Source organism: Rhodoferax sp. U2-2l, from assembly GCF_020594515.1.
Lineage (GTDB): Bacteria > Pseudomonadota > Gammaproteobacteria > Burkholderiales > Burkholderiaceae_C > Rhodoferax.
The window spans coordinates 310,480-333,997 of record NZ_JAJCTH010000002.1; the positions used below are offsets into that span (position 1 = coordinate 310,480).

Annotated in this window: 20 protein-coding genes; 10 read left to right on the forward strand and 10 right to left on the reverse strand. The window is 62.9% G+C overall.

Annotated elements, in window-relative coordinates:
- Positions 1-71: 71 nt before the first annotated feature.
- From LHU53_RS03130 to hemA, 4 genes are all read right to left on the reverse strand, one after another.
- The gene (locus tag LHU53_RS03130) at positions 72-290 is read right to left on the reverse strand and encodes a SlyX family protein (protein ID WP_227330616.1); all 219 of its coding nucleotides are present in this window, start codon (positions 288-290) and stop codon (positions 72-74) included.
- The gene (gene prmC, locus LHU53_RS03135) at positions 287-1,240 is read right to left on the reverse strand and encodes a peptide chain release factor N(5)-glutamine methyltransferase (RefSeq protein ID WP_227330617.1); all 954 of its coding nucleotides are present in this window, start codon (positions 1,238-1,240) and stop codon (positions 287-289) included. Before prmC ends, LHU53_RS03130 begins: the two co-directional genes overlap by 4 nt.
- Positions 1,241-1,369: 129 nt before the next feature.
- On the reverse strand, positions 1,370-2,464 hold the full coding sequence (gene prfA, locus LHU53_RS03140; protein ID WP_227330618.1) for a peptide chain release factor 1: 1,095 nt from the start codon (positions 2,462-2,464) through the stop codon (positions 1,370-1,372).
- A gap of 166 nt (positions 2,465-2,630) precedes the next feature.
- Positions 2,631-3,890, reverse strand: coding sequence for a glutamyl-tRNA reductase (gene hemA / locus LHU53_RS03145; protein WP_227330619.1), 1,260 nt, complete (start codon positions 3,888-3,890; stop codon positions 2,631-2,633).
- Between the two features lie 37 nt (positions 3,891-3,927).
- Here hemA and LHU53_RS03150 point away from each other — a divergent pair, with 37 nt between their 5' ends.
- Complete coding sequence (locus tag LHU53_RS03150; protein WP_227330620.1) at positions 3,928-4,230, forward strand: hypothetical protein; 303 nt, start codon at positions 3,928-3,930, stop codon at positions 4,228-4,230.
- On the opposite strand, the gene ugpQ is transcribed toward LHU53_RS03150, so the two are convergent.
- The 5 genes from ugpQ to ugpB all read right to left on the reverse strand — a co-directional run bounded on the left by ugpQ (position 4,219) and on the right by ugpB (position 9,556).
- Positions 4,219-4,995, reverse strand: coding sequence for a glycerophosphodiester phosphodiesterase (gene ugpQ, locus LHU53_RS03155; protein ID WP_227330621.1), 777 nt, complete (start codon positions 4,993-4,995; stop codon positions 4,219-4,221). The genes LHU53_RS03150 and ugpQ overlap by 12 nt on opposite strands.
- Positions 4,992-6,020 carry a sn-glycerol-3-phosphate ABC transporter ATP-binding protein UgpC gene (gene ugpC / locus LHU53_RS03160; RefSeq protein ID WP_227330622.1) on the reverse strand — a complete coding sequence of 343 codons (1,029 nt, stop codon included), beginning with the start codon at positions 6,018-6,020 and terminating at the stop codon, positions 4,992-4,994. The genes ugpQ and ugpC overlap by 4 nt, the downstream gene beginning before the upstream one ends.
- A 153-nt stretch (positions 6,021-6,173) precedes the next feature.
- Complete coding sequence (ugpE, locus tag LHU53_RS03165; RefSeq protein WP_227330623.1) at positions 6,174-7,025, reverse strand: sn-glycerol-3-phosphate ABC transporter permease UgpE; 852 nt, start codon at positions 7,023-7,025, stop codon at positions 6,174-6,176.
- Positions 7,026-7,218: 193 nt separating this feature from the next.
- Positions 7,219-8,100: a sn-glycerol-3-phosphate ABC transporter permease UgpA gene (ugpA, locus tag LHU53_RS03170; protein WP_227330624.1), complete on the reverse strand. Its 882-nt coding sequence runs from the start codon at positions 8,098-8,100 to the stop codon at positions 7,219-7,221.
- 148 nt (positions 8,101-8,248) lie between these two features.
- Positions 8,249-9,556 (reverse strand): sn-glycerol-3-phosphate ABC transporter substrate-binding protein UgpB, encoded by a 1,308-nt coding sequence (gene ugpB / locus LHU53_RS03175; RefSeq protein ID WP_227330625.1) that lies wholly within the window; start codon positions 9,554-9,556, stop codon positions 8,249-8,251.
- Between the two features lie 276 nt (positions 9,557-9,832).
- Between ugpB and LHU53_RS03180 the strand changes: the two genes are divergently transcribed.
- From LHU53_RS03180 to LHU53_RS03190, 3 genes are all read left to right on the forward strand, one after another.
- Entirely contained in the window at positions 9,833-13,786 is a 3,954-nt protein-coding gene (locus LHU53_RS03180) for a DUF3683 domain-containing protein (RefSeq protein WP_227330626.1), read from the forward strand.
- Between the two features lie 34 nt (positions 13,787-13,820).
- Complete coding sequence (locus tag LHU53_RS03185; RefSeq protein ID WP_227330627.1) at positions 13,821-14,234, forward strand: gamma-butyrobetaine hydroxylase-like domain-containing protein; 414 nt, start codon at positions 13,821-13,823, stop codon at positions 14,232-14,234.
- A gap of 173 nt (positions 14,235-14,407) precedes the next feature.
- Positions 14,408-14,722: a hypothetical protein gene (locus tag LHU53_RS03190; RefSeq protein WP_227330628.1), complete on the forward strand. Its 315-nt coding sequence runs from the start codon at positions 14,408-14,410 to the stop codon at positions 14,720-14,722.
- A 134-nt stretch (positions 14,723-14,856) separates the two neighbouring features.
- On the opposite strand, the gene ppc is transcribed toward LHU53_RS03190, so the two are convergent.
- Positions 14,857-17,724, reverse strand: coding sequence for a phosphoenolpyruvate carboxylase (gene ppc, locus LHU53_RS03195; RefSeq protein ID WP_227330629.1), 2,868 nt, complete (start codon positions 17,722-17,724; stop codon positions 14,857-14,859).
- Positions 17,725-17,826: 102 nt separating this feature from the next.
- Between ppc and hemC the strand changes: the two genes are divergently transcribed.
- The 6 genes from hemC to LHU53_RS03225 form a co-directional block, all read left to right on the forward strand.
- Positions 17,827-18,777 (forward strand): hydroxymethylbilane synthase, encoded by a 951-nt coding sequence (gene hemC / locus LHU53_RS03200; protein ID WP_227330630.1) that lies wholly within the window; start codon positions 17,827-17,829, stop codon positions 18,775-18,777.
- Positions 18,778-18,779: 2 nt separating this feature from the next.
- Positions 18,780-19,610 (forward strand): uroporphyrinogen-III synthase, encoded by an 831-nt coding sequence (locus tag LHU53_RS03205; protein ID WP_227330631.1) that lies wholly within the window; start codon positions 18,780-18,782, stop codon positions 19,608-19,610.
- Positions 19,607-20,692 (forward strand): uroporphyrinogen-III C-methyltransferase, encoded by a 1,086-nt coding sequence (locus LHU53_RS03210; protein ID WP_227330632.1) that lies wholly within the window; start codon positions 19,607-19,609, stop codon positions 20,690-20,692. The genes LHU53_RS03205 and LHU53_RS03210 overlap by 4 nt, the downstream gene beginning before the upstream one ends.
- A gap of 3 nt (positions 20,693-20,695) precedes the next feature.
- Positions 20,696-21,991 (forward strand): heme biosynthesis HemY N-terminal domain-containing protein, encoded by a 1,296-nt coding sequence (locus tag LHU53_RS03215; RefSeq protein WP_227330633.1) that lies wholly within the window; start codon positions 20,696-20,698, stop codon positions 21,989-21,991.
- 83 nt (positions 21,992-22,074) lie between these two features.
- Positions 22,075-23,136, forward strand: a complete 1,062-nt coding sequence (locus LHU53_RS03220) for a GGDEF domain-containing protein (protein WP_227330634.1) — start codon at positions 22,075-22,077, stop codon at positions 23,134-23,136.
- 107 nt (positions 23,137-23,243) lie between these two features.
- Positions 23,244-23,518, forward strand: a 275-nt coding sequence (locus LHU53_RS03225) for a helix-turn-helix domain-containing protein (protein ID WP_370632207.1), incomplete at its 3' end; no start/stop codon positions are given.

The following is a 23,518-nucleotide window of genomic DNA, read 5'->3' on the forward strand; positions in this document are numbered from 1 at the left end:
TTTTCAAACGCGTGCGGTGGCCAGATAACCCTGACGCTGAAGGGGTTGCCGCTGCTGGAGTGACTCGGGTGTCAGTAATGGGGTGGCAGTTCGTCGCGCAAGCTGCGTGGTGCGGTGGCACCTTCTGCAGGCGCTTGCTGGCGCAGCCATTGCAACTCTTGCGTGAGGCGGTCGATCTGGTCTTGCTGGCGGATGATGATCTGGTCCAGCCGGTCCAGCAGGTCTTCGGAAAAGCAGGCCTTGATTTCCAGGTTGGTCAGGCGCTCTTCAAGCGTGGTGGTGGATGTCATGTGTAGGTTTTGTTTTCAAGTGAAGGTGTGGCGGGTTGCTGGCCACCGGTGCAGCGCTCGATGCCCGCCAAATCGCGATGAGATTGCACGGCGACAAAACCATGGTCAACCAACAGCTGGCGCACCGCCGTCGCCTGGTCAAACCCATGCTCCAACAGCAGCCAGCCGCCCGCAAGCAGGTGCGCGGGCGCCTGGGTGATGATCTGGCGCAGATCGTCCAGGCCGTCGGCGCCGCTGGTCAGCGCCTGGGTTGGCTCATGGCGTAAGGCGGGCAAGTGGGCATCACCCTCGGCAATGTAGGGCGGGTTGGCGACGATGCAGTCAAAGCGCGGCGTACCGCTTGGCAGCGCGGCCAGCCAGGCCCCCTGCGCAAAGTGCACGGCGAGACCTAGCCGCTGCGCATTGCCCTGTGCCGTGGCGAGTGCGGCCGCACTCAGGTCGGTTGCCCACACCGCCAGCGCCGGGTGCGTGGCTTTGAGTGCCAGCGCAATCGCGCCACTGCCAGTGCCCAGGTCCAACACATTCAGCCGGGGGGGCCGGCTGGCTGACACGGGCAGGCCGGGGCTGGCCGTCATGCGGGTGTCTGCATCCTGTTGACTCGGCTCAGGGCGGGACAACACCTCCAGCGCCCAGTCCACCAGTGTTTCGGTGTCGGGGCGGGGTACCAGCACATCGGGGTTGACGTGCAGGTTCAGGCCGTAAAACGCCTTGCGGCCGGTCAGGTAAGCCAGCGGCTCGCCTGCCAGACGGCGCCGGGTCAGGGTTTGCAGGGGTTCAACACAGGCTGCGGGCAACCGGTCGGTGTCGTGCGCCAGCAGCCAGCCGCGCTGGGTGTCGGGCTGGCTCAGCGCATGCAGCAGCAGCAACTGGGCGTCCAGCCGGTCCAGGCCAAGCTGCTGCAGCTGGGCCAGCGTTTGGGCGAGCGTGAGGGTGTCAGGTGTTGGTGCCATTCTTGCGCTTTGAAATGTCATGGCTCAAACGCTGCGCGACAACATGAAACAGGTCTCTCATGGCGGGCCACAACCCGCCAGCCGCGGTCCGGGAGCATACCTGGAGGAGACGGGTCATGCATGGTCACGTCAGGTGTTGAGTTCCAGCGCCGCCAGCTGCTGGGCGGCTTCATGCGCTTGCAGGGCGTGCACCACATCGTCCAGGTCGCCTTCCATGATGCTCAGCAGTTTGTACAGCGTGAGGTTGATGCGGTGGTCGGTCAGGCGGCCTTGGGGAAAGTTGTAGGTGCGGATGCGGTCGCTGCGGTCGCCGCTGCCGACCAGGCTTTTACGCTCGGCAGATTCTTTGGCAGCGCGCTCGCTACGGTCTTTTTCCTGGATACGCGCCGTCAGCACCTTCAGCGCTTGGGCCTTGTTGCTGTGCTGGCTGCGACCGTCCTGGCATTCGGCGACGATGCCGGTGGGCAGGTGGGTGATGCGCACCGCCGAGTCGGTCTTGTTGATGTGCTGGCCACCGGCACCACTGGCGCGGTAGGTGTCGATGCGCAGGTCGCTCGGGTTGATTTTGATCGCTTCGGCTTCGTCGGGTTCGGCCATCACCGCCACGGTGGCGGCGCTGGTGTGGATGCGGCCCTGGGTTTCGGTCACCGGCACCCGTTGCACGCGGTGGCCGCCGGACTCGAACTTGAGGGCGCCGTAGACATTGTCGCCTTCGATGCGCAACACCAGTTCTTTGTAGCCGCCGAGTTCGCTGGCGGACTCACTCATCACCTCGTGTTTCCAGCCTTTGCGGTCGCAATAACGCAGGTACATCCGTGCCAGGTCAGCGGCAAACAGGGCGGACTCGTCGCCTCCCGTGCCAGCGCGGATTTCCACAAACGCCGGGCGCGCGTCGTCGGGGTCCTTGGGCAGCAACATGCGTTGCAACTCGGCTTCCAGCTGGAGCAATTCGGCGTTGGCCGCATCGACTTCTTCCTGCGCCATAGCCAGCATCTCAGCATCGTCGGCAGCGTCTTTGAGCATCTCCTGCGCGCCGGCCAGGTCGGCCTCGCGCTGCTGGTAACGCAGCCAGCGGCTGGCCACGGCGGCCACATCGGTGTGTTCACGCGAGAGCACCAAAAACTGGGCCATGTCGCTCATGATGTCCTGGCGTGACAGCAGAAATTCAAGTTCGCCCAGGCGGTCGGCGTAGCGGGCAAGTTGTTGGCGCAGAAACGGTTTCATGGGTTCGGTCCAGGGTCCGCATGGGGCGTCTGCCAAGCCGACCTGGGTACGGCATCCATGCGCTTGGGTTGGGGGTGGCGGATCAGAGCCGCCAAGGCTGCATCATCTCTGCAGCCCGGGTGTCGCGCAAGGTTTGGCGACATTCGGGCTGCTGTGGTCAGGGCAGCTAACGCTCTTTGCGCAGGAAAAAGTGGTGCACCGCGGCGCTGGCGCGGTCACGCGCCGCCGGGTCACCGGCGCGCAATTCCGCCATGGCGCCGTGCAGCATTTTTTGCGTGATGCCTTTGGACAGGGCCTCCAGCACGGTGTCGATGTCCTCGCCCTTGAGCAGCAGCTTGCGCGCCCGGGCGATTTCAATGTTGCGCCACTCATCGGTTTGGGCATTGAGCGCCTGGATCAGCGGGACCGTGCTGCGTTGTGCCACCCAGTGCAAAAAGTTCTGTACCCCGGCATCCACAATGGCTTCAGCCTGTGCCACCGCAGCCTGCCGGCTGGCCTGGGCGGTTTGCACCACACCGGCCAGATCATCCACGGTGTACAGGTAAACGTCCTCGAGCTCTTTGACTTCGATCTCGATGTCGCGCGGCACGGCCAGATCGACCATGAACATGGGTCGCCGGCGGCGTTTCTTGAGGGCGCGTTCGACCGAGCCCAAGCCGATCAGCGGCAAGGTGCTGGCGGTGCAGCTCACCACCGCGTCAAATTCGTGCAAGCGGTCCGGCATGTCGGACAGGCACATCACCTCGGCACCAAATTTACGGGCCAGCTCCTCCCCACGCGCCAGCGTCCGGTTGGCGATGACGATGCTCTTGGGGTTCTTGGCCGCAAAGTGGGTGGCGCACAGGTCAATCATTTCACCCGCGCCGACAAACAACACCTTGACTTCGTTCAGGTTTTCAAACAGCTGACCGGCCAGGCGCACCGCGGCGGCGGCCATGCTGATGGAGTGCGCGCCAATCTCGGTGGAAGTGCGCACCTCTTTGGCCACCGCAAACGAGCGCTGAAACAGTTGACTGAGTGTGGTGCCCAGCGAACCCGCTGCCTCGGCCGCACGCACGGCGTCCTTGATCTGGCCCAGAATCTGCGGTTCGCCCAGCACCATCGAGTCGAGCCCGCTGGCAACCCGGAACGCATGACGCGCCGCCATGCCATCGGTCAGGGCGTAAGAGTGGGCGCGCAGCACCTCGGGGGAGACGCCGCCACTGTGGGCCAGCCAGTCCAGGGTGTGCTGCAGTTGGGGTTGTTCGCACGCGCAATAAATCTCGGTGCGGTTGCAGGTGGAGATCAGCGCCGCCTCGGGCTGGCGCGATAAAGCGCCGCGCAGGGCATGCAAGGTGGGCGCGACCTGATCGATCGCGAACGCAAACCGACCGCGCAGATCGAGCGGTGCGGTCGTGTGATTGATGCCTAAAGCCCAGACTGCCATCGTGGAATTATAAAATCATCTGCATGCGTTTTAAACAGTGTCAACTTTTCTTGACGAATTGTGTTCGTTAATGGGCTTTTTCGCCACCATCCATCACGCCATCAACTTCCTGGCCCCCGCGATCTGGCTGGCCGTGTGCTTGCCGGTGCTGGCCAGATTGGTTTTGAGGCGTAAGGCCTCAGCCCCGGCTTGGAGGCGGCAGATCGTTCTGAATATCGTCGTTGGAAGCCTTGTCCTTGTCTTGGGGCTGGCGGTGTTTGGGCGCGACGGGAAAATGCTCACTTACCTCGCCCTGGTGCTCGGTGTGGCCAGCAGCCAGTGGTATGTGTCACGCCGGTGAGAACACATCCACCCGGTCGGTGATGAGGCCGTCGGTGTCCAGGTCCAGCAGTCGCTGGGCGCTGATGGCGTCGTTGACGGTGTAGCTCAGCGTGCGCAGCCCGGCTGCTTTGGCCTGCGCCACCGTCACCCCGTCCCACAGGCTGTAGTCGCAGACAACGGCCACGCAACCCAGGCGCAGCGCCGTTTCGAGCCAGCCGTCCCACAGGTTTTCCAGCAGCAGGCCGCGCGGCAGTTCAGGCTGGGCCTGCAGCGCGCCTTCCAGCGCAGGCACTTCAAAAGAGGTCAGCAACGGTGGCACCTTTGCGCCGTGCCATAGCCGTGCCGCATGTTGCGCCACCACTTGCCCGGTGTGGTAGTCGGTGCCGGGGGTGGGTTTGATCTCGATGTTCAGGTGAAACCCGTTGTGCCGGCAGTAGCGGGCTACTGATTCAAAGGTGGGCACCGGCTCACCAGCGAAGGTACGCGAATGCCAACTGCCGGCATCCAGCAGCGACAACGTCCCCCAGGGGTGCTCACCGCCCACGGCGCTCAGGCCTGCGCCCAGCGCCTGTTCGGCATTGGTGGTGCGGGTCAGCGTGTCGTCATGCAGCAAAAAGGGCACGCCGTCAGCGCTGAGTTTCACGTCGCATTCAAACATGCGGTAGCCGTGGGCAGCACCCAGGCGAAACGCTGCCAGGGTGTTCTCGGGTGCGAGCTTGCCGGCCCCACGGTGCGCAATCCAGCGTGGGTAGGGCCATGACAGGTCATGCGGGGTGTTTTTCATAGCCGGATCTCCTTGCGTTTGCCGCTGCTGGCGTCAAAGTGGTGAATCTTGCCCGGCCGCGGCGTCACAAACAGGGTTTGGCCCAGGCGGGGGGCGGCGTGGGCCTCTTCGGTGCGGATGATCACCAGTTCTTCCGCGCTGCCATGCAACCAGCGGCCATAGGTCAGGCGCTCGGCACCCAGCATTTCCACCGCTTCGACACGCAAACCCCAGCCTTGCGGGGTGATGTCCAGATGCTCGGGGCGCACGCCGACGATGGTGCCCGGCGGTGCATCGGGCGCGTCTTTGAGCAAATTCATCGGTGGCGAGCCCATGAAACCCGCCACAAACGTGCTGGCCGGGCGGTTGTAGACCTCTTCGGGCGTGCCAAATTGCTCCATCACCCCGGCGTTCATCACCATCATGCGTTGCGCCAGCGTCATGGCCTCGACCTGGTCATGGGTGACAAACAGGCTGGTGATGCCCAGTTCACGGTGTAATTTCTGAATCTCCAGGCGGGTTTGGGCGCGCAGCTTGGCGTCCAGGTTGCTCAAGGGCTCGTCAAACAAAAAAACCTGTGGCTGGCGCACGATGGCGCGCCCCATGGCCACACGCTGGCGCTGCCCGCCCGACAACTCGCGTGGCTTGCGGTTCAGAAATGGGCCGATTTCGAGGATTTTGGCGGCCTTGTCGACACGCGCCTTGATCTCGTCCTTGGGCACCTTGGCGATCTTCAGGCCGTAGGCCATGTTGTCGAACACACTCATGTGCGGGTAGAGCGCGTAGTTCTGAAACACCATGGCGATGTCGCGCTCGGACGGCTCCAGGTTATTCACCACGCGGTTACCAATAGAAATATCGCCGCCGCTGATCTCTTCCAGACCCGCCACCATGCGCAAGAGTGTGGATTTGCCGCAGCCCGACGGCCCGACGATGACGACAAACTCGCCATCCATAACTTCAGCGTTCACGCCGTGGATGACCTGGTTGGCGGCTTTGCCCACGCCGTAGCGTTTGATGACGTTTTTGAGTGTGATGGAGGCCATGAAACTGAATAAAACGTGAGCTGGCTGCTCAGTAAAAAAGAGTGTTGAGCCGGGAGTGGCCACAGGCTGGCGCGCGATTTTTGCGCATTTGGCAGCATGAGCGCGCCGGACTGTGGCCGCTCCCGGCGATGCTGGCACTGATGAGGGCGGGCTTCACTTTTCAGTGTCCACGAGGCCTTTGACAAACCATTTCTGCATCAGCATCACCACCAGCGCGGGCGGCAGCATGGCCAGAATGGCGGTCGCCATGACGATGTTCCACTGCATTTCAGAGTCTCCACCGGAGATCATGCGTTTGATGCCGATCACCACCGGGTACATGTCTTCGCTGGTGGTCACAAGCAGCGGCCACAGGTATTGGTTCCAGCCATAGATGAACTGGATGACAAACAGCGCCGCAATCGAGGTTTTGGACAGCGGCACCAGCACGTCCCAAAAAAAGCGCATCGGCCCGGCGCCGTCGATGCGCGCTGCTTCCACCAGTTCCTCGGGGACGGTCAGAAAGAACTGCCGGAACAAAAACGTGGCCGTGGCCGAGGCAATCAGCGGAATCGTCAACCCGGCATAACTGTTGAGCATGCCCAAGTCGGACACCACTTTGTAGGTTGGGCCGATGCGCACCTCCACCGGCAGCATCAAGGTGATGAAAATCGCCCAGAAGAAAAACATGCGAAACGGAAAGCGGAAATACACAATGGCAAACGCCGACAGCAGCGAGATGGCGATTTTGCCGACGGAGATGATCAGCGCCGAAATCAGGCTGACCGTCATCATCCGCGCCACCGGCGCCTTTGAGCCTGAACCGCCACCCGTGCCTTGCAACGCGGTGGTGTAGTTGTCGATCAGGTGCTCGCCGGGCAACAGCGGCATGGGCGTTTGCACAATCGCCTGCGACGTCTGGGTGGATGCCACAAACGTCAAATACAGTGGAAACGCCACCACCAACACACCCAGCACTAGCACGGCGTGCGACAGAAAGCTCAAGAACGGGCGGCGTTCAACCATTTATGCAATGACCTTGAAGTGAAGGAACCGCGCGTGATGTCCGGGCAACCAGCTTTGACCCGCAGCGCGCGTTAGGCATCCGACTCCGCGAATGTCCCCCGGCTTGATTTGGCAAAACCCCAAGTCCACGCTGCGTCAGACACCCGACGCACGCCGCTAGCTGTTGTTGGGTCGATTTCAAGTTGGTCATGAGTTAGTAATTCACCTTTTTCTCGACAAATCGAAACTGCACTACCGTGAGCGCCACCACGATCACCATCAGCACCACCGATTGCGCCGCCGAGCCGCCCAGGTCCATCGCCTTGAAACCGTCAAAGTACACCTTGTAGACCAGGATCGCGGTCTCTTTGCCCGGGCCGCCTTGTGTGGCGGCGTCGATGATGGCAAAGGTGTCAAAAAACGCGTAGACGATGTTGATCACCAGCAGGAAAAAGGTGGTGGGAGACAACAGCGGAAAAACAATCGTCCAGAAACGCCGCCACGGTCGGGCGCCATCGATGGCCGCCGCCTCAATCAGCGATTTGGGAATGCTCTGCAAGCCCGCCAGAAAAAACAGGAAGTTGTAAGAGATCTGCTTCCACACCGCCGCCATCACCACCAGCGCCATGGCGTGCTGGCTGTTGAGCAGGTGGTTCCAGTCCACCCCCAGCACCCGCAGCCAGTACGACACCACCCCCACGCTGGGCGCAAACATGAACAGCCACAACACCCCGGCCACCGCAGGCGCGACGGCGTAAGGCCAGATCAACAGGGTTTTGTAGGCCAGGGCCCCCTTGACAATGCGGTCGGCAAACACCGCCAGCAGCAAAGAGATGCTGATGCCTAGCACCGCCACCAGGCTGGAAAAGATCGCAGTGGTGTAGAACGAGGCCAGGTAGGTGTCGTCGTTCCACAAGTTGCGGAAATTTTCCAGCCCGACAAACTCGACCGAGGTGCCAAAGGCGTCCGACTGCTGCACCGACTGCAGCAGTGCCTGCGCGGCTGGCCAGAAAAAAAACAGCGTGATCACCGTCACCTGGGGTGCAATCAGCACCCAGGGCAGCCAGCGTGAGCGAAAAAAGACACGCTTTTCCATGGGGGAGCTCAGTGGAGAAAAACCACAAGTATCGCCGTCAAAATGCCCTGCTGACCACGTCCAGGTTGTCGCCAAGCAGCGTTAGCCAGGACAGGTCCGCCATGTCCGCAATGGCAAGCACTGGGTGCGCTGGTCATTGCGGTTGCCCTCATTTGCCTTGGTTGGCTTTCTCAAACCGCTCCAGCAGCACATTGCCGCGCGTCACGATCGAATCCAGTGCCTCTTTGGCCGTCTTTTTGCCACCCCAGACTTGCTCCAGCTCTTCGTCCTCGATGGTGCGGATCTGCACATAGTTGCCCAGACGGATGCCGCGCGATTTGTCGGTCACCTTGCGGATCATCTGGTTCACCGCCACATCGGTGCCGGGGTTTTGCTGGTAAAAGCCGGACTTTTCGGTCAGCTCAAACGCCGCCGTGGTGATCGGCAGGTAGCCGGTGCGTTTGTGGCTCTCGGACTGAACTTCGGGGCTGGAGATGTAGTTGAAGAATTGGGCGACACCCTTGTACTCTTCTGGTTTCTTGCCCGCCATGACCCACAGGCTGGCGCCGCCGATCACGGTGTTCTGCGGTGCGCCGGGCACGTCCGGGTAGTAGGGCAGGGGCGCCAGCGCGTAGGCAAACTTGGCGTTTTTCTTCACGTTGCCGTAAAAACCCGCCGAGGTGGTGATCATGGCGCACTCGCCCGAGATAAACGTGGCCTCGGGCACGTTGGCGCGGCCTTTGTACACAAACAGGCCTTGTTTGGCCATGTTGGACAGGTTCTCGATGTGGCGCACATGCAGCGGTGAATTGATCTTCATGCGCGCGTCCAGTCCGGCCAGACCGTTGGACTTGGTGGCAAATTCCACGTTGTGCCAGGCTGAGAAACTTTCCAGCTGCGTCCAGCCTTGCCAGGCGATGGTCAGCGGACATTTGTGGCCGCTGGCTTTGAGCTTGGCGGCGGCCAGCGCCACTTCAGGCCAGCTGCTCGGGGCTTTGTTGGTGTCCAGGCCGGCGGCTTTGAAGGCGTCCTTGTTGATGTAGAACACGGTGGTGGAGCTGTTGAACGGCATGCTCAGCATCTCGCCATTGGGCGCGGTGTAGTAGCCGCCCACCGCCGAAATATAGGCCTTGGGGTCAAACTTCTGCCCGGCGTCTTTCATCACCTTGGCCACCGGCACGATGGCGCCCTTGCTGGCCATCATGGTGGCGGTGCCCACTTCAAAGACTTGCAAGATGTGCGGCGCGTTGCCCGCGCGAAACGCCGCCACGGCAGCGGTCATCGACTCGTCGTAAGAGCCTTTGTAGGTGGGCACAATCTTAAAGTCGGTCTGGCTGGCGTTGAAGCCCTTGGCCAGATCGTTGACCCATTCGCCGTTCACCGCGGTCATTGAGTGCCACCACTGCACTTCGGTCACCGCTTGGGCTGACAGGGCCGACATGGCGGCCAGGGCCACCGTCACCATTTTCAATTTCATGTGTTTCTCCTGAAGGTAAAACCGGGCAGCATATTTAAAGTGTGTGAAAAAACCGTGACAACCAGATGGCACTCAGCGTTGGCATGGATTAAACGCAGATTTGGCTCCGACGGGCATCAGGGTTTCCATCAGGGTTGCGGTGGGGTCGCCGCCGACTCGTCCCCCCCCCACGCCCGCAGTAGGGCGATGCGGCGCTGCGGTAACATCGCCTACCCAGCCAGAATGCGCCTTTTCACAGGGCGTCACATCGCCGTTTTGGCGGCCATCACATCACCCATGAACGCTCCCACCCCGCTCCAGTCGTTGTTGCCTGAAGGCGTTGTTGCGCCGCACGAGCCACAGCGCATCCGCGAGATTCCGTACAACTACACCTCGTTTTCTGACCGCGAAATCGTCATTCGGCTGCTGGGCGCCCCAGCCTGGGACTGGTTGAACCGCTTGCGCGAGGAGCGCCGCACCGGCCGATCGGCCCGCATGTTGTACGAGGTGCTGGGTGATATCTGGGTGGTGCAGCGCAACCCGTATCTGCAGGACGACCTGCTGGACAACCCCAAGCGCCGCGTGCTGCTGGTGCAAGCCTTGCAGCACCGCCTGTCTGAAATTGAAAAACGCCGCGACCCCGATTCCGACCCCGAGCGTGACGCGCTGGTCGGCCAGCTGCTGGCATCAGCGGCCAAAGCCGTGCGCGCTTTTGACGACAACTTTGTGGAAACCGCCACGTTGCGGCGCAAGGCGCAGCGCCTGCTGGTCAAGCTCACTGCCAAAGACAACATCAAGTTTGACGGCTTGTCGCGCGTCAGCCATGTCACGGATGCGACCGATTGGCGCGTGGAATACCCGTTTGTGGTGCTCACCCCGGATACTGAAGCCGAGATGGCACTGCTGGTGCAGGGCTGCATTGAACTGGGCCTGACCATCATCCCGCGTGGCGGCGGCACCGGTTATACCGGCGGCGCGATTCCGCTGACTTGGAAGAGTGTGGTCATCAACACCGAAAAGTTGGAGGCCATGACCGAGGTCGAAATGGTCAGATTGCCCGGTCTGGACCATGAAGTCGCCACGGTCTGGAGCGAAGCCGGTGTGGTGACCAACCGCGTGGCACACGCCGCCGAGCGCGCCGGTTACGTGTTTGCGGTGGACCCGACCTCGTCGGAGGCGTCGTGCATCGGCGGCAACATCGCCATGAACGCAGGCGGCAAAAAGGCCGTGTTATGGGGCACCGCGCTGGACAACCTGGCCAGCTGGCGCATGGTGACACCGCAGGCCGAGTGGCTGGAGGTGACCCGCATCAACCACAACATGGGCAAAATCCATGACGTGGAGGTGGCCAGTTTTGAGCTGCAGTATTTCAAGGCCGACGGCAAAACCAAGCTGCGCACCGAGCGCCTGGATATTCCCGGCAAGACCTTCCGCAAGGAAGGTCTGGGCAAGGATGTGACCGACAAGTTCCTGAGCGGTCTGCCCGGCATCCAGAAAGAAGGCTGCGACGGCCTGATCACCAGCGCGCGCTGGGTGGTGCACAAGATGCCTGCGCACACCCGCACCGTGTGCCTGGAGTTTTTTGGCAACGCCAAAGATGCGGTGCCGAGCATCGTCGAGATCAAGGACTTCATGTTTGCCGAGCAAAAGCGCTCGGGGGTTGTTCTGGCCGGGCTGGAGCATCTGGATGACCGGTATCTGAAAGCGGTGGGTTACGCCACCAAGTCGAAAAAAGGCGCACAGGCCAATGGCTCCAGCAGCACGGTGCCCAAAATGGTGCTGTTTGGCGACATCGCGGGCGACAACGCCGACGACGTGGCGCGGGTCACCAGCGAGGTGGTGCGCATTGCCAACTCCCGCAGCGGTGAAGGCTTCATTGCCATCAGCCCGGAAGCGCGCAAAAAATTCTGGCTGGACCGCAAACGCACCGCCGCGATTTCCAAACACACCAACGCCTTCAAGATCAACGAAGACGTGGTGATTCCGCTGCCGCGCATGGCCGAGTACACCGACGGCATTGAGCGCATCAACATCGAACTCAGCCTGCAGAACAAGCTGGCGCTCCTTGACGCGCTGGATGCGTTCTTCAACCAGGGCAACCTGCCGCTGGGCCGCCAGGACGACGCGGGCGATATTTCCCCCGCCGAGCTGCTGGAAGACCGCGTGGCCCAGGCCCAAGCGTTGCTGGCCGAGGTGCGCGCGTTGTGGGCGGGCTGGCTGCGTGATGTGGTGCCGCTGTTTGGCCAGCTGCAAGACCATTCGCTGCGGGCCAGCTGGAAGACGCAGATCCGCCAGCCGTTGCAGCAAATTTTCAGCGGCCAGGCCTTCGAGCCGATCCTCAAAGAATGCAACGCCATCCACCAGCGCGTGCTCAAAGGCCGCGTCTGGGTCGCGCTGCACATGCACGCCGGTGACGGCAATGTGCACACAAATATTCCCGTTAACAGCGACGACTACGCCATGCTGCAAGCCGCCCACGGCGCGGTCAAACGCATCATGCTGCTGGCGCGCAGCCTGGACGGCGTGATCTCGGGTGAACACGGCATTGGCATCACCAAGCTGGAGTTTTTGAGCGATGCGGAGCTGCAGCCGTTCATCGACTACAAGGCCAAGGTCGACCCGCAGGGGCGTTTCAACAAAGGCAAGTTGCTGCGCCAGCCCTCACCCCCCGCGTCTGCTGGTGGGCCAGGGGGCCAAACCAGCAGCGATCACGACAGCGCAGGCTGGCTCCACGCCGACCTGACCAACGCCTACACCCCGAGCTTTGGCCTGATGGGGCACGAGTCGCTGATCATGCAGCAGTCAGATATTGGCGCGATTGCCGACAGCGTCAAAGACTGCCTGCGCTGCGGCAAATGCAAACCGGTGTGCGCCACCCATGTGCCGCGCGCCAATTTGCTGTACAGCCCACGCAACAAGATTTTGGCGACCTCGCTGCTGGTCGAAGCGTTTTTGTACGAAGAACAAACCCGCCGTGGCGTCAGCATCAAACACTGGCAGGAATTTGAAGACGTGGCCGACCATTGCACGGTGTGCCACAAGTGTCTGAGCCCCTGTCCGGTGAAGATCGACTTTGGCGACGTGTCGATGAACATGCGCAACCTGCTGCGCAAGATGGGCAAAAAGACCTTCCGCCCGGCGGGTGCCGCGGCCATGTTCATGCTCAACGCCACTAACCCCGAGACCATCAAACTGGCGCGCGCCGCGATGACCAAACTGGCCATTCCGGCGCAGCGCTTGGCGGCTGACGTGCTCAAACTGGTGGCGCGCAAACAAACGCAGGCGCCCCCGGCCACGCTGGGCGCCGCGCCGATCAAAGAGCAGATCATCCACTTCGTCAACAAGAAACTGCCCGGCGGCCTGCCCAAACGCACTGCCCGCGCCTTGCTCGACATCGAAGACAAAGACTACGTGCCGATCATCCGTGATCCCGGCACCACCACCGCCGAGACCGAAGCGGTGTTTTATTTCCCCGGCTGCGGCTCCGAGCGCTTGTTCAGCCAGGTCGGCCTGGCCACCCAAGCCATGTTGTGGCACGCCGGGGTGCAAACCGTGCTGCCGCCGGGTTATTTGTGCTGCGGTTACCCGCAGCGCGGCAGCGGCCAGTTTGACAAAGCCGAGAAGATGATCACCGACAACCGCGTGTTGTTCCACCGGGTGGCCAACACGCTGAACTACCTGGATATCAAAACGGTGGTGGTGAGCTGTGGCACCTGTTATGACCAGCTGCAGGGTTACGAGTTTGACAAGATCTTCCCCGGCTGCCGCATCATCGACATCCACGAGTATTTGTTGGAGAAAGGCATCACGCTGGCCGATGCGGGCAGCTTTTTGTTCCATGACCCGTGCCACAGCCCGATGAAGCTGCAGGAGCCGATCAAGACCGTCAAGGCGCTGCTGGGTGACAACGTGATCCAGTCCGAGCGCTGCTGCGGCGAGTCCGGCACGCTGGCCCTGAACCGGCCCGATATCTCGACCCAGGTGCGTTTCCGCAAGGAAGAAGAGATTCGCCACAACGAGCTGGCGCTGCGCGACAAGGGCGGTCTGACACCCCAACAGAACATCAAGATGCTGACCTCGTGCCCGGCCTGTCTGCAAGGCCTGAGCCGTTATGGCAACGACCTGCAGAACGGCTTGCTGGAGGCCGACTACATCGTGGTTGAAATGGCGCGCCAGATTCTGGGTGAGAACTGGATGCCCGATTACGTCCAACGCGCCAACGCGGGCGGTATCGAGCGCGTGCTGGTCTGAGCGTTGAATCGCACCGAACTCAAGGAGATTTCAGATGGCAGGTCTGCACAAAGACACCCCCAGCCCGGAAAACATCACCGTGCATGGCCAGTCGCGTTTGCTGGAGATCAGCTTCGCGGATGGCGCCACGTTCCGCATCCCGTTTGAGTTGCTGCGGGTGTATTCACCGTCAGCCGAAGTGCAAGGCCACGGCCCGGGCCAGGAAACCCTGCAGACCGGCAAGCGTGACGTGACCCTGACCGCGCTGGAGCCGGTGGGCAATTACGCGGTGCAGCCCACCTTCTCGGACGGCCACAACACGGGCCTGTACACCTGGGAATACCTGTACTTTCTGGGCGCGCAGCAGGACCAATTGTGGCAAGACTACGAGGCCCGGCTCAAGGCCGCAGGGCGTGATCGCGACGCGCCGATGCCTGGCAAAGCCGCCAGCAGTTGCGCCAGTCACTGAGGGGATTGCTGCGCGGTCGCCTGAGCTGATTTGACCGGGGTGCGGCGTCCTTGTTGCTGTTCACCCCGGGGCGGCCATGGGTTGACCCTTCACGTTGAATCACCCGCTCGTCTTCACGGCCAACAGCGCCTCAAAATTACCCATCGTTGGAAACAACGCAGAACAGTCACAGCATGAAAAATGAAGCATGGGGGTTTCCCCCTTTGGAGGACCCCGAGGAGTGGCAGATGGACACCTGGCCGATGCCCTTGCATGACCTCCCTTTGAATCACCAAATTGAGGTGGCGCTGGGTGTGGTGGGTACACGTCACCCCCACATCGTCAAAGCCGTCAGAGCCTTCTGGGGGTATCCGGAAGGTGAAGACTACCTGAAGAAACTCATTTTTGACGGTTCAGACCCCAAGAGCCACACACGCGAAGGTTTCAGGCCGGAAGTGCTTTCAGCGCTACTGTCTTTGCAAGCGATCCACGTCGTCACGCGGCGCTGAAGCGGTTCAGCGGTCCATCTCCTTGCCGCCAAGGTGGGTGGCGGTGTGGCGCCAGGCCCATTCATGATGCGGACCTGGTGCTCTCTTGATGACAGCAACTTGGGTGGTTCGGGCAGGTCCGATGCGGGTTCTCGCTACCCGGTATTTCGCAGGCCCGCCGCAATGCCGTTGATCGAGATGTGGATGCCGCGCTTGATCCGTTCGTCGGTCTGGCCAGCGCGATAACGGCGCACCAGTTCCACCTGCAGGTGGTGCAGCGGGTCGATGTACGGAAAGCGGTGGCTGATCGAGCGCCGCAGCGCTGCGTTGTGCGCCAGGCGTTGCTCGTCACCGGTGATCAGCGCCAGCGCGCGGGTGGTGCGGTGCCATTCCTGCTCGATGGCGGTGAAAATCTTCTTGCGCAGTTTCTTGTCGGTCACCAGCTCGGCGTAACGCGTGGCCAGCGCCAGATCGCTCTTGGCCAGCACCATGTCCATGTTGGACAGCAGGGCCCGGAAGAAGGGCCATTCCTGCTCCATGTGTTGCAGCAGCGCCAGCCGCTGTTTGTGAAGTTTGGTCGGAGTCTTGTCGCCCTGTGGGTGCAAAAACTTCTCGACCGCCGAGCCAAAGCCATACCAGCCCGGCAGCGTCAGGCGGCACTGGCCCCAGCTGAAGCCCCAGGGAATGGCGCGCAGGTCTTCGATCTTTTGCGTGGCCTTGCGTGAGGCCGGGCGCGAGCCGATGTTGAGTTCGGCAATTTCGCGGATCGGCGTGGCGGCAAAAAAGTAGTCGGTGAAGCCGGGGGTCTCGTACACCAGCGCGCGGTAGGCGGCCATGCTGGCCAGCGACAGCTCGTCCGCGGCCTCCAGGTAGTCGCACGGGGCGGCCTGCGTGGGGTGCAGCAGCGTGGCTTCCAGGGTGGCGGCGACCAGCGTTTCCAGATTGCGGCGGCCGATTTCTGGGTTGGCGTATTTGGAGCCAATCACCTCGCCCTGTTCAGTCAGGCGGATCTGGCCGCGCACCGTGCCCGGGGGCTGCGCCAGGATGGCCTCGAAGCTGGGGCCGCCGCCGCGCCCAACCGTGCCGCCCCGGCCGTGGAACATGCGCAGCTGGATGAAATGGCTGTCGCCCGCCGTCGGGTGGTTGCGGTTGATGCCGTCAAACACCTCCACCAGCGCCAGTTCGGCGCGGTACAGCTCCCAGTTGCTGGTGAAGATGCCGCCGTCCTTGTTGCTGTCGGAGTAGCCCAGCATGATGTCCTGCTCGCCATACTGGTCTGGGCTGCCGCGCTGCACCATCGCCAAAATGCCAGGCAGGGCGTAGAAAGCCTGCATGATCGGGGCGGCGTGGCGCAGGTCGTCAATGGTCTCAAACAGCGGCACCACGATCAGGTCGGCGGTGGCGCGCTGGTCCAGCGTGCCGCGCATCAGGCCGACTTCTTTTTGCAGCAGCAGCACTTCGAGCAAGTCGCTCACGGTTTCGGTGTGGCTGATGATGTAGTGCCGGATGGCCTGCGCGCCATAGTGCTCGCGCATGGTTTTGGCCGCCTCGAAGATGGCTACTTCGCTCAGGGTGTGGGCCGAGTAGCTGGCCCCCATCACCCGCAGCGGTCGCGCGTCGTTGAGCAGGCGCAGCAGCAGCTCGCACTTCTCAGACTCGTCCAGTGCGGCGTAATCGGGGCTGACGCGGGCGGTGGCCAGCAGTTCGGCCAGCACGGCTTCATGCTGGTCGGAGCTTTGCCGCAGGTCCACCGTGGCCAGGTGAAAACCAAACACTTCGAGGGCACGCATCAAGGGTTGCAGGCGCGTTACCACCAGCGCCTGGGCGTGTTGTGCCAGCAGCGAAGCTTCTATCACCCGCAGGTCGGCCAGCAGCTCCTGCGCGCTCAGATACGGGTTCTGCGGTGGCACGGCGTGGCGCGCCGCTTCGCCGCCGGTCAGCATCTTGAGCGTGGCTGACAGGCGGGCGTAGACGCCAATCAGCGCGCGGCGGTAGGGTTCGTCCTTGCGGTGTTCGCTGGTGTCGGCCGAGTGTTCTGCCAGCGCCTGCATGGCGGGCGAGAAGTCCAGCAACAGGGCCGACTGCGACAAGTCACCGCCCAGCAGGTGGATTTCGGTGAGGTAGTGGCGCAGCGCCACATCGGCCTGGCGGCTCAACGCATGTGTCAGCGTGTCGGCGTTGACGTTGGGGTTGCCATCGCGGTCGCCACCAATCCACTGCCCCATACGCAGGAAGTTGGCCACGGGCAGGGTGCCCAGCGCTTGTTCCAGCGAGGCGTAGATGCGCGGAATTTCACGCAAAAAGGTGGATTCGTAATAGCTGAGCGCGTTGTCCACCTCGTTGGCCACGGTGAGTTTGGAAAAGCGCAGCAGCCGGGTTTGCCACAGCTGCAGCACGCGGGCGTGCAACTGGGCCTCGTTGTCAGCCAGTTCGCGCGGTGTCAACGCGTCGTTGGGCACCTGGTAGGCGATGGCCTGGGCCAGGATGTCATCGCGCTGGGCCAGCAGCCGGGCAATGTCGCGCTCGGCGTCCAGAATACTTTTGCGCTGCACCTCGGTCGGGTGGGCGGTGAGCACCGGCGACACATAACTGTGTGCCAGCATGTCGCTGATGGCTTGCGGGGTGATGCCCCCTTCCGACAGCCGCTTCAGCGTCTTGCCAATGCTGCCTTCGCGCACATCGCCCATGCGCTGGTGCATGGCGCGACGGCGGATGTGGTGCCGGTCTTCGGCCAGATTGGCCAGGTGGCTGAAGTAGGTGAAGGCGCGCACCACACTCACGGTTTTGTCGCCGCTGAGGGAGGTCAGCAGCTTGCTCAGGGCTTTGTCGGCTTCATGGTCGGCATCGCGCCGAAACGCCACCGACAGCTGGCGGATCTGCTCGATCAGCGCATAAGCGTCCTCCCCCTCTTGCTGGCGAATCACGTCGCCCAGAATGCGGCCAAGCAGCCGGATGTCTTCAATCAGGGGCAGTTCGGTGTTAGCGGGCTTGGTTTTGGTGCGCGTGGGGCGGGTTTTGGTCATGGTGGCTCGAGGTCGGAGGGTGCTCAGTATTAGCAAGACTCATGCTAGCATTCTCGTTTCCATTGAGATTACGAAAAGGTTACGGCCGCGCGCCACACGTTTATGAGCAAATTCACCATCGCCACCAGAGAAAGTCGTTTGGCCATGTGGCAGGCCGAACATGTGCAAGCCATCCTGACCCGGATGGGTCATTCGGTCAGTATTTTGGGCATGACCACGCTGGGTGACCAGATTCTGGACCGTGCTTTGAGCCAAGTCGGCGGCAAGGGCCTGTTTGTGAAAGAGCTGGAAGTGGCGCTGGAGGCCGGCAGCGCCGATCTGGCGGTGCATTCGCTCAAAGACGTGCCCATGGAGTTGCCCGAAGGCTTCAGCCTGGCCTGTGTGATGGAGCGTGAAGACCCGCGTGACGCGTTTGTCTCGCCCAACTACGCGAATCTGGCCGCCTTGCCGCAAGGCGCGGTGGTGGGCACGTCCAGCCTGCGCCGCATGGCCTTGCTGCGCGCCTTGCGCCCCGATCTGAAGATTGAACCCTTGCGCGGCAACCTCGACACCCGCCTGCGCAAGCTCGACGAAGGTCAGTACGACGCCATCGTGCTGGCCGCCGCTGGCCTCAAGCGCCTGAAACTCGAAGCGCGTATCCGCGATATTTTTGAACCTGAAGTGATGTTGCCCGCCGCCGGACAAGGCGCGCTGGGCATTGAAGTGCGCAGCGACGGCGTTGACGTGACGGCCGCCATCACACCCCTGATCCACCAGCCCACCTGGCTGGCGGTGGCGGCGGAACGTGCGGTGAGCCGGGCCATGGGCGGCAGCTGCTCGATGCCCTTGGCCGCCTACGCCACGCTGCAGGGCGACGTGTTGACCATCCACGCCGCCTGGGGTGACATCGATCACAAACTGCCCTTGGTGCGCGCCAGTGCAACCGGGCCGGTCACCGACCAGGCCAGCGCGGCCGCTCTGGGCCAGCGCGTGGCTGAGGCGCTGAAGGCGGGCGTGCTGGCGCAGGGCGGCAGCCTGGCCCACCTGGACAAGGCCGTGGTGCTCGGGGGCTGACCATGCGTGTGATCGTGACCCGGGTGCAGCCCCAGGCTGCACACTGGGTGCAACGCCTGTCGCCACGATGTGAAGCGGTGGCGTTACCGCTGTTGGAAACCCGCGCCTTGCCCGACACGTCCGTCCTGCAAACCGTGGGGCAGCGTTGGTCGGATTACGCTGCGGTGATGTTTGTCAGCAGCCATGCGGTGGATTTCTTTTTCAAGTCAAACCCAGCGCTGGCGGGCATCTACCACGGGGCGGACGCGCCCGACACCCGGGTGTGGGTGCCCGGGCCAGGAACCGGTGCCGCAGTTCTGGCGCAGGGTGTGCCCGCCTATCAGGTTGATTCGCCCGCTGCCGACAGCGGTCAATTTGATTCCGAGGCGCTCTGGCAGCAAGTGCAGGGCCAGATCACCCCCGGTGCGCGGGTGCTGATCGTGCGCGGCGACCTGCGCGACGACGATCCGCAGGGTGACCGCCCTGCGGCTGTTGCGCCTGCCGAGCCGGGCACACCGGGTGTCGGGCGGGAATGGTTGGCGCAAACTTTGCGGCAGGCCGGAGCGGTGGTAGATTTTGTGGTGGCTTACCAACGTGGCGCGCCCGTTTGGGGTGCGTCTGAACGCGCGCTGGCCACGCAGGCCGCCGCCGATGGTTCGGTCTGGCTGTTCAGCAGCGCCGAGGCGGTGCAACATCTGGCCACCCTGCTACCCAACCAGAGCTGGGCGCAGGCCCGCGCGGTGGCAACCCATGACCGCATTGCGCAGGCGGCCCGTGCGCTGGGCTTTGCTGACGTGGTGGAGGCACGCCCCACTTTGAGCGACGTGGTGGCCTCTATAGAATCGTTGGCATGACCGATGTCAACAAATCCGAAACCGACCTCCTGAGCAAGGCTGCCGATCAGGCAACGCCCGAAGCGGGAGGCACCGCTCCAGCCAGCGCGGTGCCCGTGGCCCCTGCGCCCGGGCGCACCTTGACGCTGGGCTTGGGTGCAGTGGCCGTGGCCGCGTTGCTGGCGTCGATCCTGTTGTGGCAAAAGGTCAGCAACATACAGCAGCAGCTGGCGCAGCAAAGTGCCGTGGCCCAGGACAAATCCCAAGAGGCGCAGGCCTTGTCCAAACAGGCGCTGGCGCTGGCCCAGGAAACCGTGGCCCGCGTGGCGGTGCTGGACGCCCGCCTGAGCGAAGTCGCCCTGCAGCGTGGCCAGCTCGATGAATTGATGCAAAGCCTGTCGCGCTCAAGGGATGAAAACCTGGCGGTGGACATTGAGGCCGCGTTGCGGCTGGCACAGCAGCAGGCGGAGCTGACCGGGACCGTCGAGCCGCTCCTGGCCGCCCTGAAAAGCGCTGATCAGCGCGTGGCGCGCGCCGCCCAACCCCGGCTGGCGCTGCTGCAGCGGGCCTTGGCGCGCGACATCGAGCGCGTCAAATCGGCAGCTGTGAGCGACACCCCGTCCATGCTGGTCAAACTCGATGAGCTGGTGCGCCTGGCCGACGATCTGCTGCTGGCCAACGCGGTCGGACCGGTCGTGAAAAAGGCGGAGAAACCCCAGACGACCGCCGCCAAGCCGCTGGAGCAGTGGCAACAGGCATTGCAACAGGTGCTGGGTGAGGCCAGCAATCTGGTGCGCGTGAGCCGCGTGGCGTCGCCCGAGGCCGCCTTGTTGTCACCCGAGCAGGCTTTTTTTGTCCGTGAGAACTTCAAGCTCAAGCTGCTCAATGCGCGCCTGGGGCTGTTGTCACGCCAGATCGACTCGGCGCGTGCTGACCTGTTGGTGGCGCAGGACGCGCTGGGCAAGTACTTCGACAGCCAGGCCCGCAGCACCAAAACCGCAACGGCGCTGCTGCAACAGGTGCAGCTGCAAATGCGGCAGCTGCAGATTCCCCGGGTGGATGACACGCTGGCGGTGTTGGCCACCGCTGCAGCGGGACGCTAAGCCATGCGACTGACCTTGTGGTTCCTCGGGCTGTTCGGCATGGCGGTGGCGCTGGCGCTGTTTGCCAGCACCAACCCCGGCACGGTCACCGTGTTCTGGCCGCCGTACCGGGTCGATTTGTCGCTGAATCTGGTGGTCCTGGTGCTGATCGTGATGTTCGGGCTGGTGCATGTGGCCTTGAAAGGCCTGTCGGCGCTGTTCGCCATCCCGCGGCAGGCGCGCTCCTGGCGGCTGCGATACCAGGAGCGCCTGATGCATTCGGCCTTGCTGGATGCCCTGTCGCACCTGGTGGCTGGCCGGTTCATCCGTGCCCGCAAGGGGGCTGAACAGGTGCTGGCGCGGGAAGCCGCCTTGACGCGTGGCGGCGAAGTCTGGCCCGACGCCCCCCGCCTGCGCGTGCTGGCGCATCTGCTGGCGGCAGAGAGTGCTCAGGCGTTGCAAGACAAAGCGGCACGTGAAACCCACTTCCAGCAGGCGCTGGCCGAGTCCGCCGCTGCGGACGCCAGTGGCACCCGCGATGGCCTGCAACTGCGCGCGGTGCGCTGGTCGCTGGAGGACCGCGACCCTGGCGCCGCGTTAAGCTGGCTGGCGCAGTTGCCCTCCGGCGTGGCGCGGCGCACCGTGGCGCTGCGCCTGCGACTCAAGGTGGCCCGGCTGGCGGGTCAGCATGACCTGGCGCTGGAGACGGCACGCCTGCTGGTCAAACACAAGGCGTTTTCCGAGGCTGCGGCGCACAGTCTGGTGCGTGCGCTGGCGCTGGAGTACATCCAGACGGCCCAGGAGCCCGAGCGGTTGGCGCAGATCTGGTCGCGGCTGGAATCGGGGGAGAAAACCGTCCCTGAGGTGGCTACTGCCGCTGCGGGCCGCCTGTTGCGTCTGGGGGGTGACGTCAGCCAGGCGTTTGACTGGTTGCTGCCGGTGTGGGAGCGTTTGGTGAATCCGTCACAGGGTTTGAGCCAGGACCAGAAAATTGTGCTGGTCCGGATCATGGAGAACGGCTTTTCGGCCGCGGGTGTGACCATCGATACGTCGTGGCTGTCGCGCATTGAACGCGCCCAGCAGGCCGCGCCGGGTGATGCGGCCCTGCAATATCTGGCCGGTGTGGCGTGCCTGCACCTGCAACTGTGGGGCAAGGCCCAGCAGCTGATTCGTCAGGCGTTGCCACGGTTGGAAGATGCCGGTTTGTTGACCCGCGCCTGGCAGGTCCTGGCGGAATTGGCGCAGCAACAGGGGGATGAAGTGCAAGCCATGGCCTCCTGGAAAAGCGCTGCCCAGGTGACGTTGCGACGCAAAGTCTGAACGCCGCTGCCAACACGTTCTGACCCGCTGGCGGTTACGGGCATGGACGTGACTTGGCTGCCTTTCGCGTCTATGATTTGCCTATGAGCACATTCATCGAACACATTGTCAAGCTGACCAATCACCGTGACCGTGACCTGCTGGAACTCACGCTGTCCAAAGCGCTGATTGACCTGTTGCCGCTGGAGCGCATCGTGGTGGCGCGTGTGGTCCGCGAAGACGGTGTCGGCCGCTGGCTGGATGTGGCCCGGCTCGATGCCAAGGGCGGCGGCCGTGTGATGGACCCGCAGCGGGTGGACTTCCAGTCGCTGGTCAGGCTGGAGGATGCGTCTGACCGTTTCAAGTGTTTGCAGAGCCGTCAACTGCTGGAGGTGACCTGGGCCGGGCCGCAGGGGCCGCGCATCACCTTGTTGCCCTTGTTTTCAGATTCCCGACAGGAAGATGCCGGTGTGCTGGAGTTGCATTCCGAGGCGTCCCTCAGCCCCGACAGCCTGATGCTGGTGGAGGCACTGCGCCAGATTTACCGCAACATGTACAGCCTGTTGGAGTACAGCGATCGTGATCCGCTGACCGGGCTACTCAACCGCAAATCACTCGATGACGCGTTTTACAGTGCCGTCCTCGAAGATCTGGACGGCAAGGTACCCGACATGGCCGCTGTGGCCGAGCACGAGCGCCGGCATCGCGTGCCTGCCAACTACTGGCTGGGCTTGGCGTCCATCGACAACTGTGGCCTGATTCGCGACAAACACGGGCCCGCCTTGGTGGACGATGTCCTGCAGCGCGTTGCGCGGATCATGAGCAGTACTTTCAGAACCTACGACCGGCTGTATCACTTTGGCGCCGACCAGTTCGGGGTGCTGATGCACTGCCCGGACGAAGCGCTGGTGTTGTCGGCGTTTGAGCGTTTTCGGAACAGTGTCGAGAAAACGCACTTTCCGCAGGTTGGCCGCGTCACGGTGAGCTGCGGCTTCACCACCGTCAGGGCCGATGATTCCCCTGCCAGCGCCCTGGCCAATACCGAACGCGCGGTGGATTTCGCCCGCCGTGGCGGGGGCAACAAGGCCTGCAGCCACCCCGGGCTGGTGCGTCGCGGTTTCTTTGGCCCGACACCGCTGCCCGGTGACCAGGTCGCTGCCGCCTGAGCGGCACAGCGATCATGAAAAAAGGGCACCGCAGTGCCCTTTTTTTGATCACCCTGACCCGTCCTGCCAGAAGTTGACACATTTGCCGTCAAGAAAGGGCAGGTGTGATGGATACAGGAGTGAAGCGCACACAGCGCGACTACACGTTGGCTTTTAAGCTGTCGGTGGTGGAGCAAGTGGAAAAAGGCGAGTTGACCTACAAAGAGGCGCAAAGCCGGTACGGGATACAAGGTCGCTCAACGGTGTTGACCTGGGTGCGCAAGCATGGTCGCCAAGGATGGGGACGTGCGGCATCATTGGCGGCCATGCCGATCGATAAAACTCCCAAGCCGTTAACCCCAGAGCAACAGATCAAGGAGCTTGAGGTGCAACTGGCACAAGC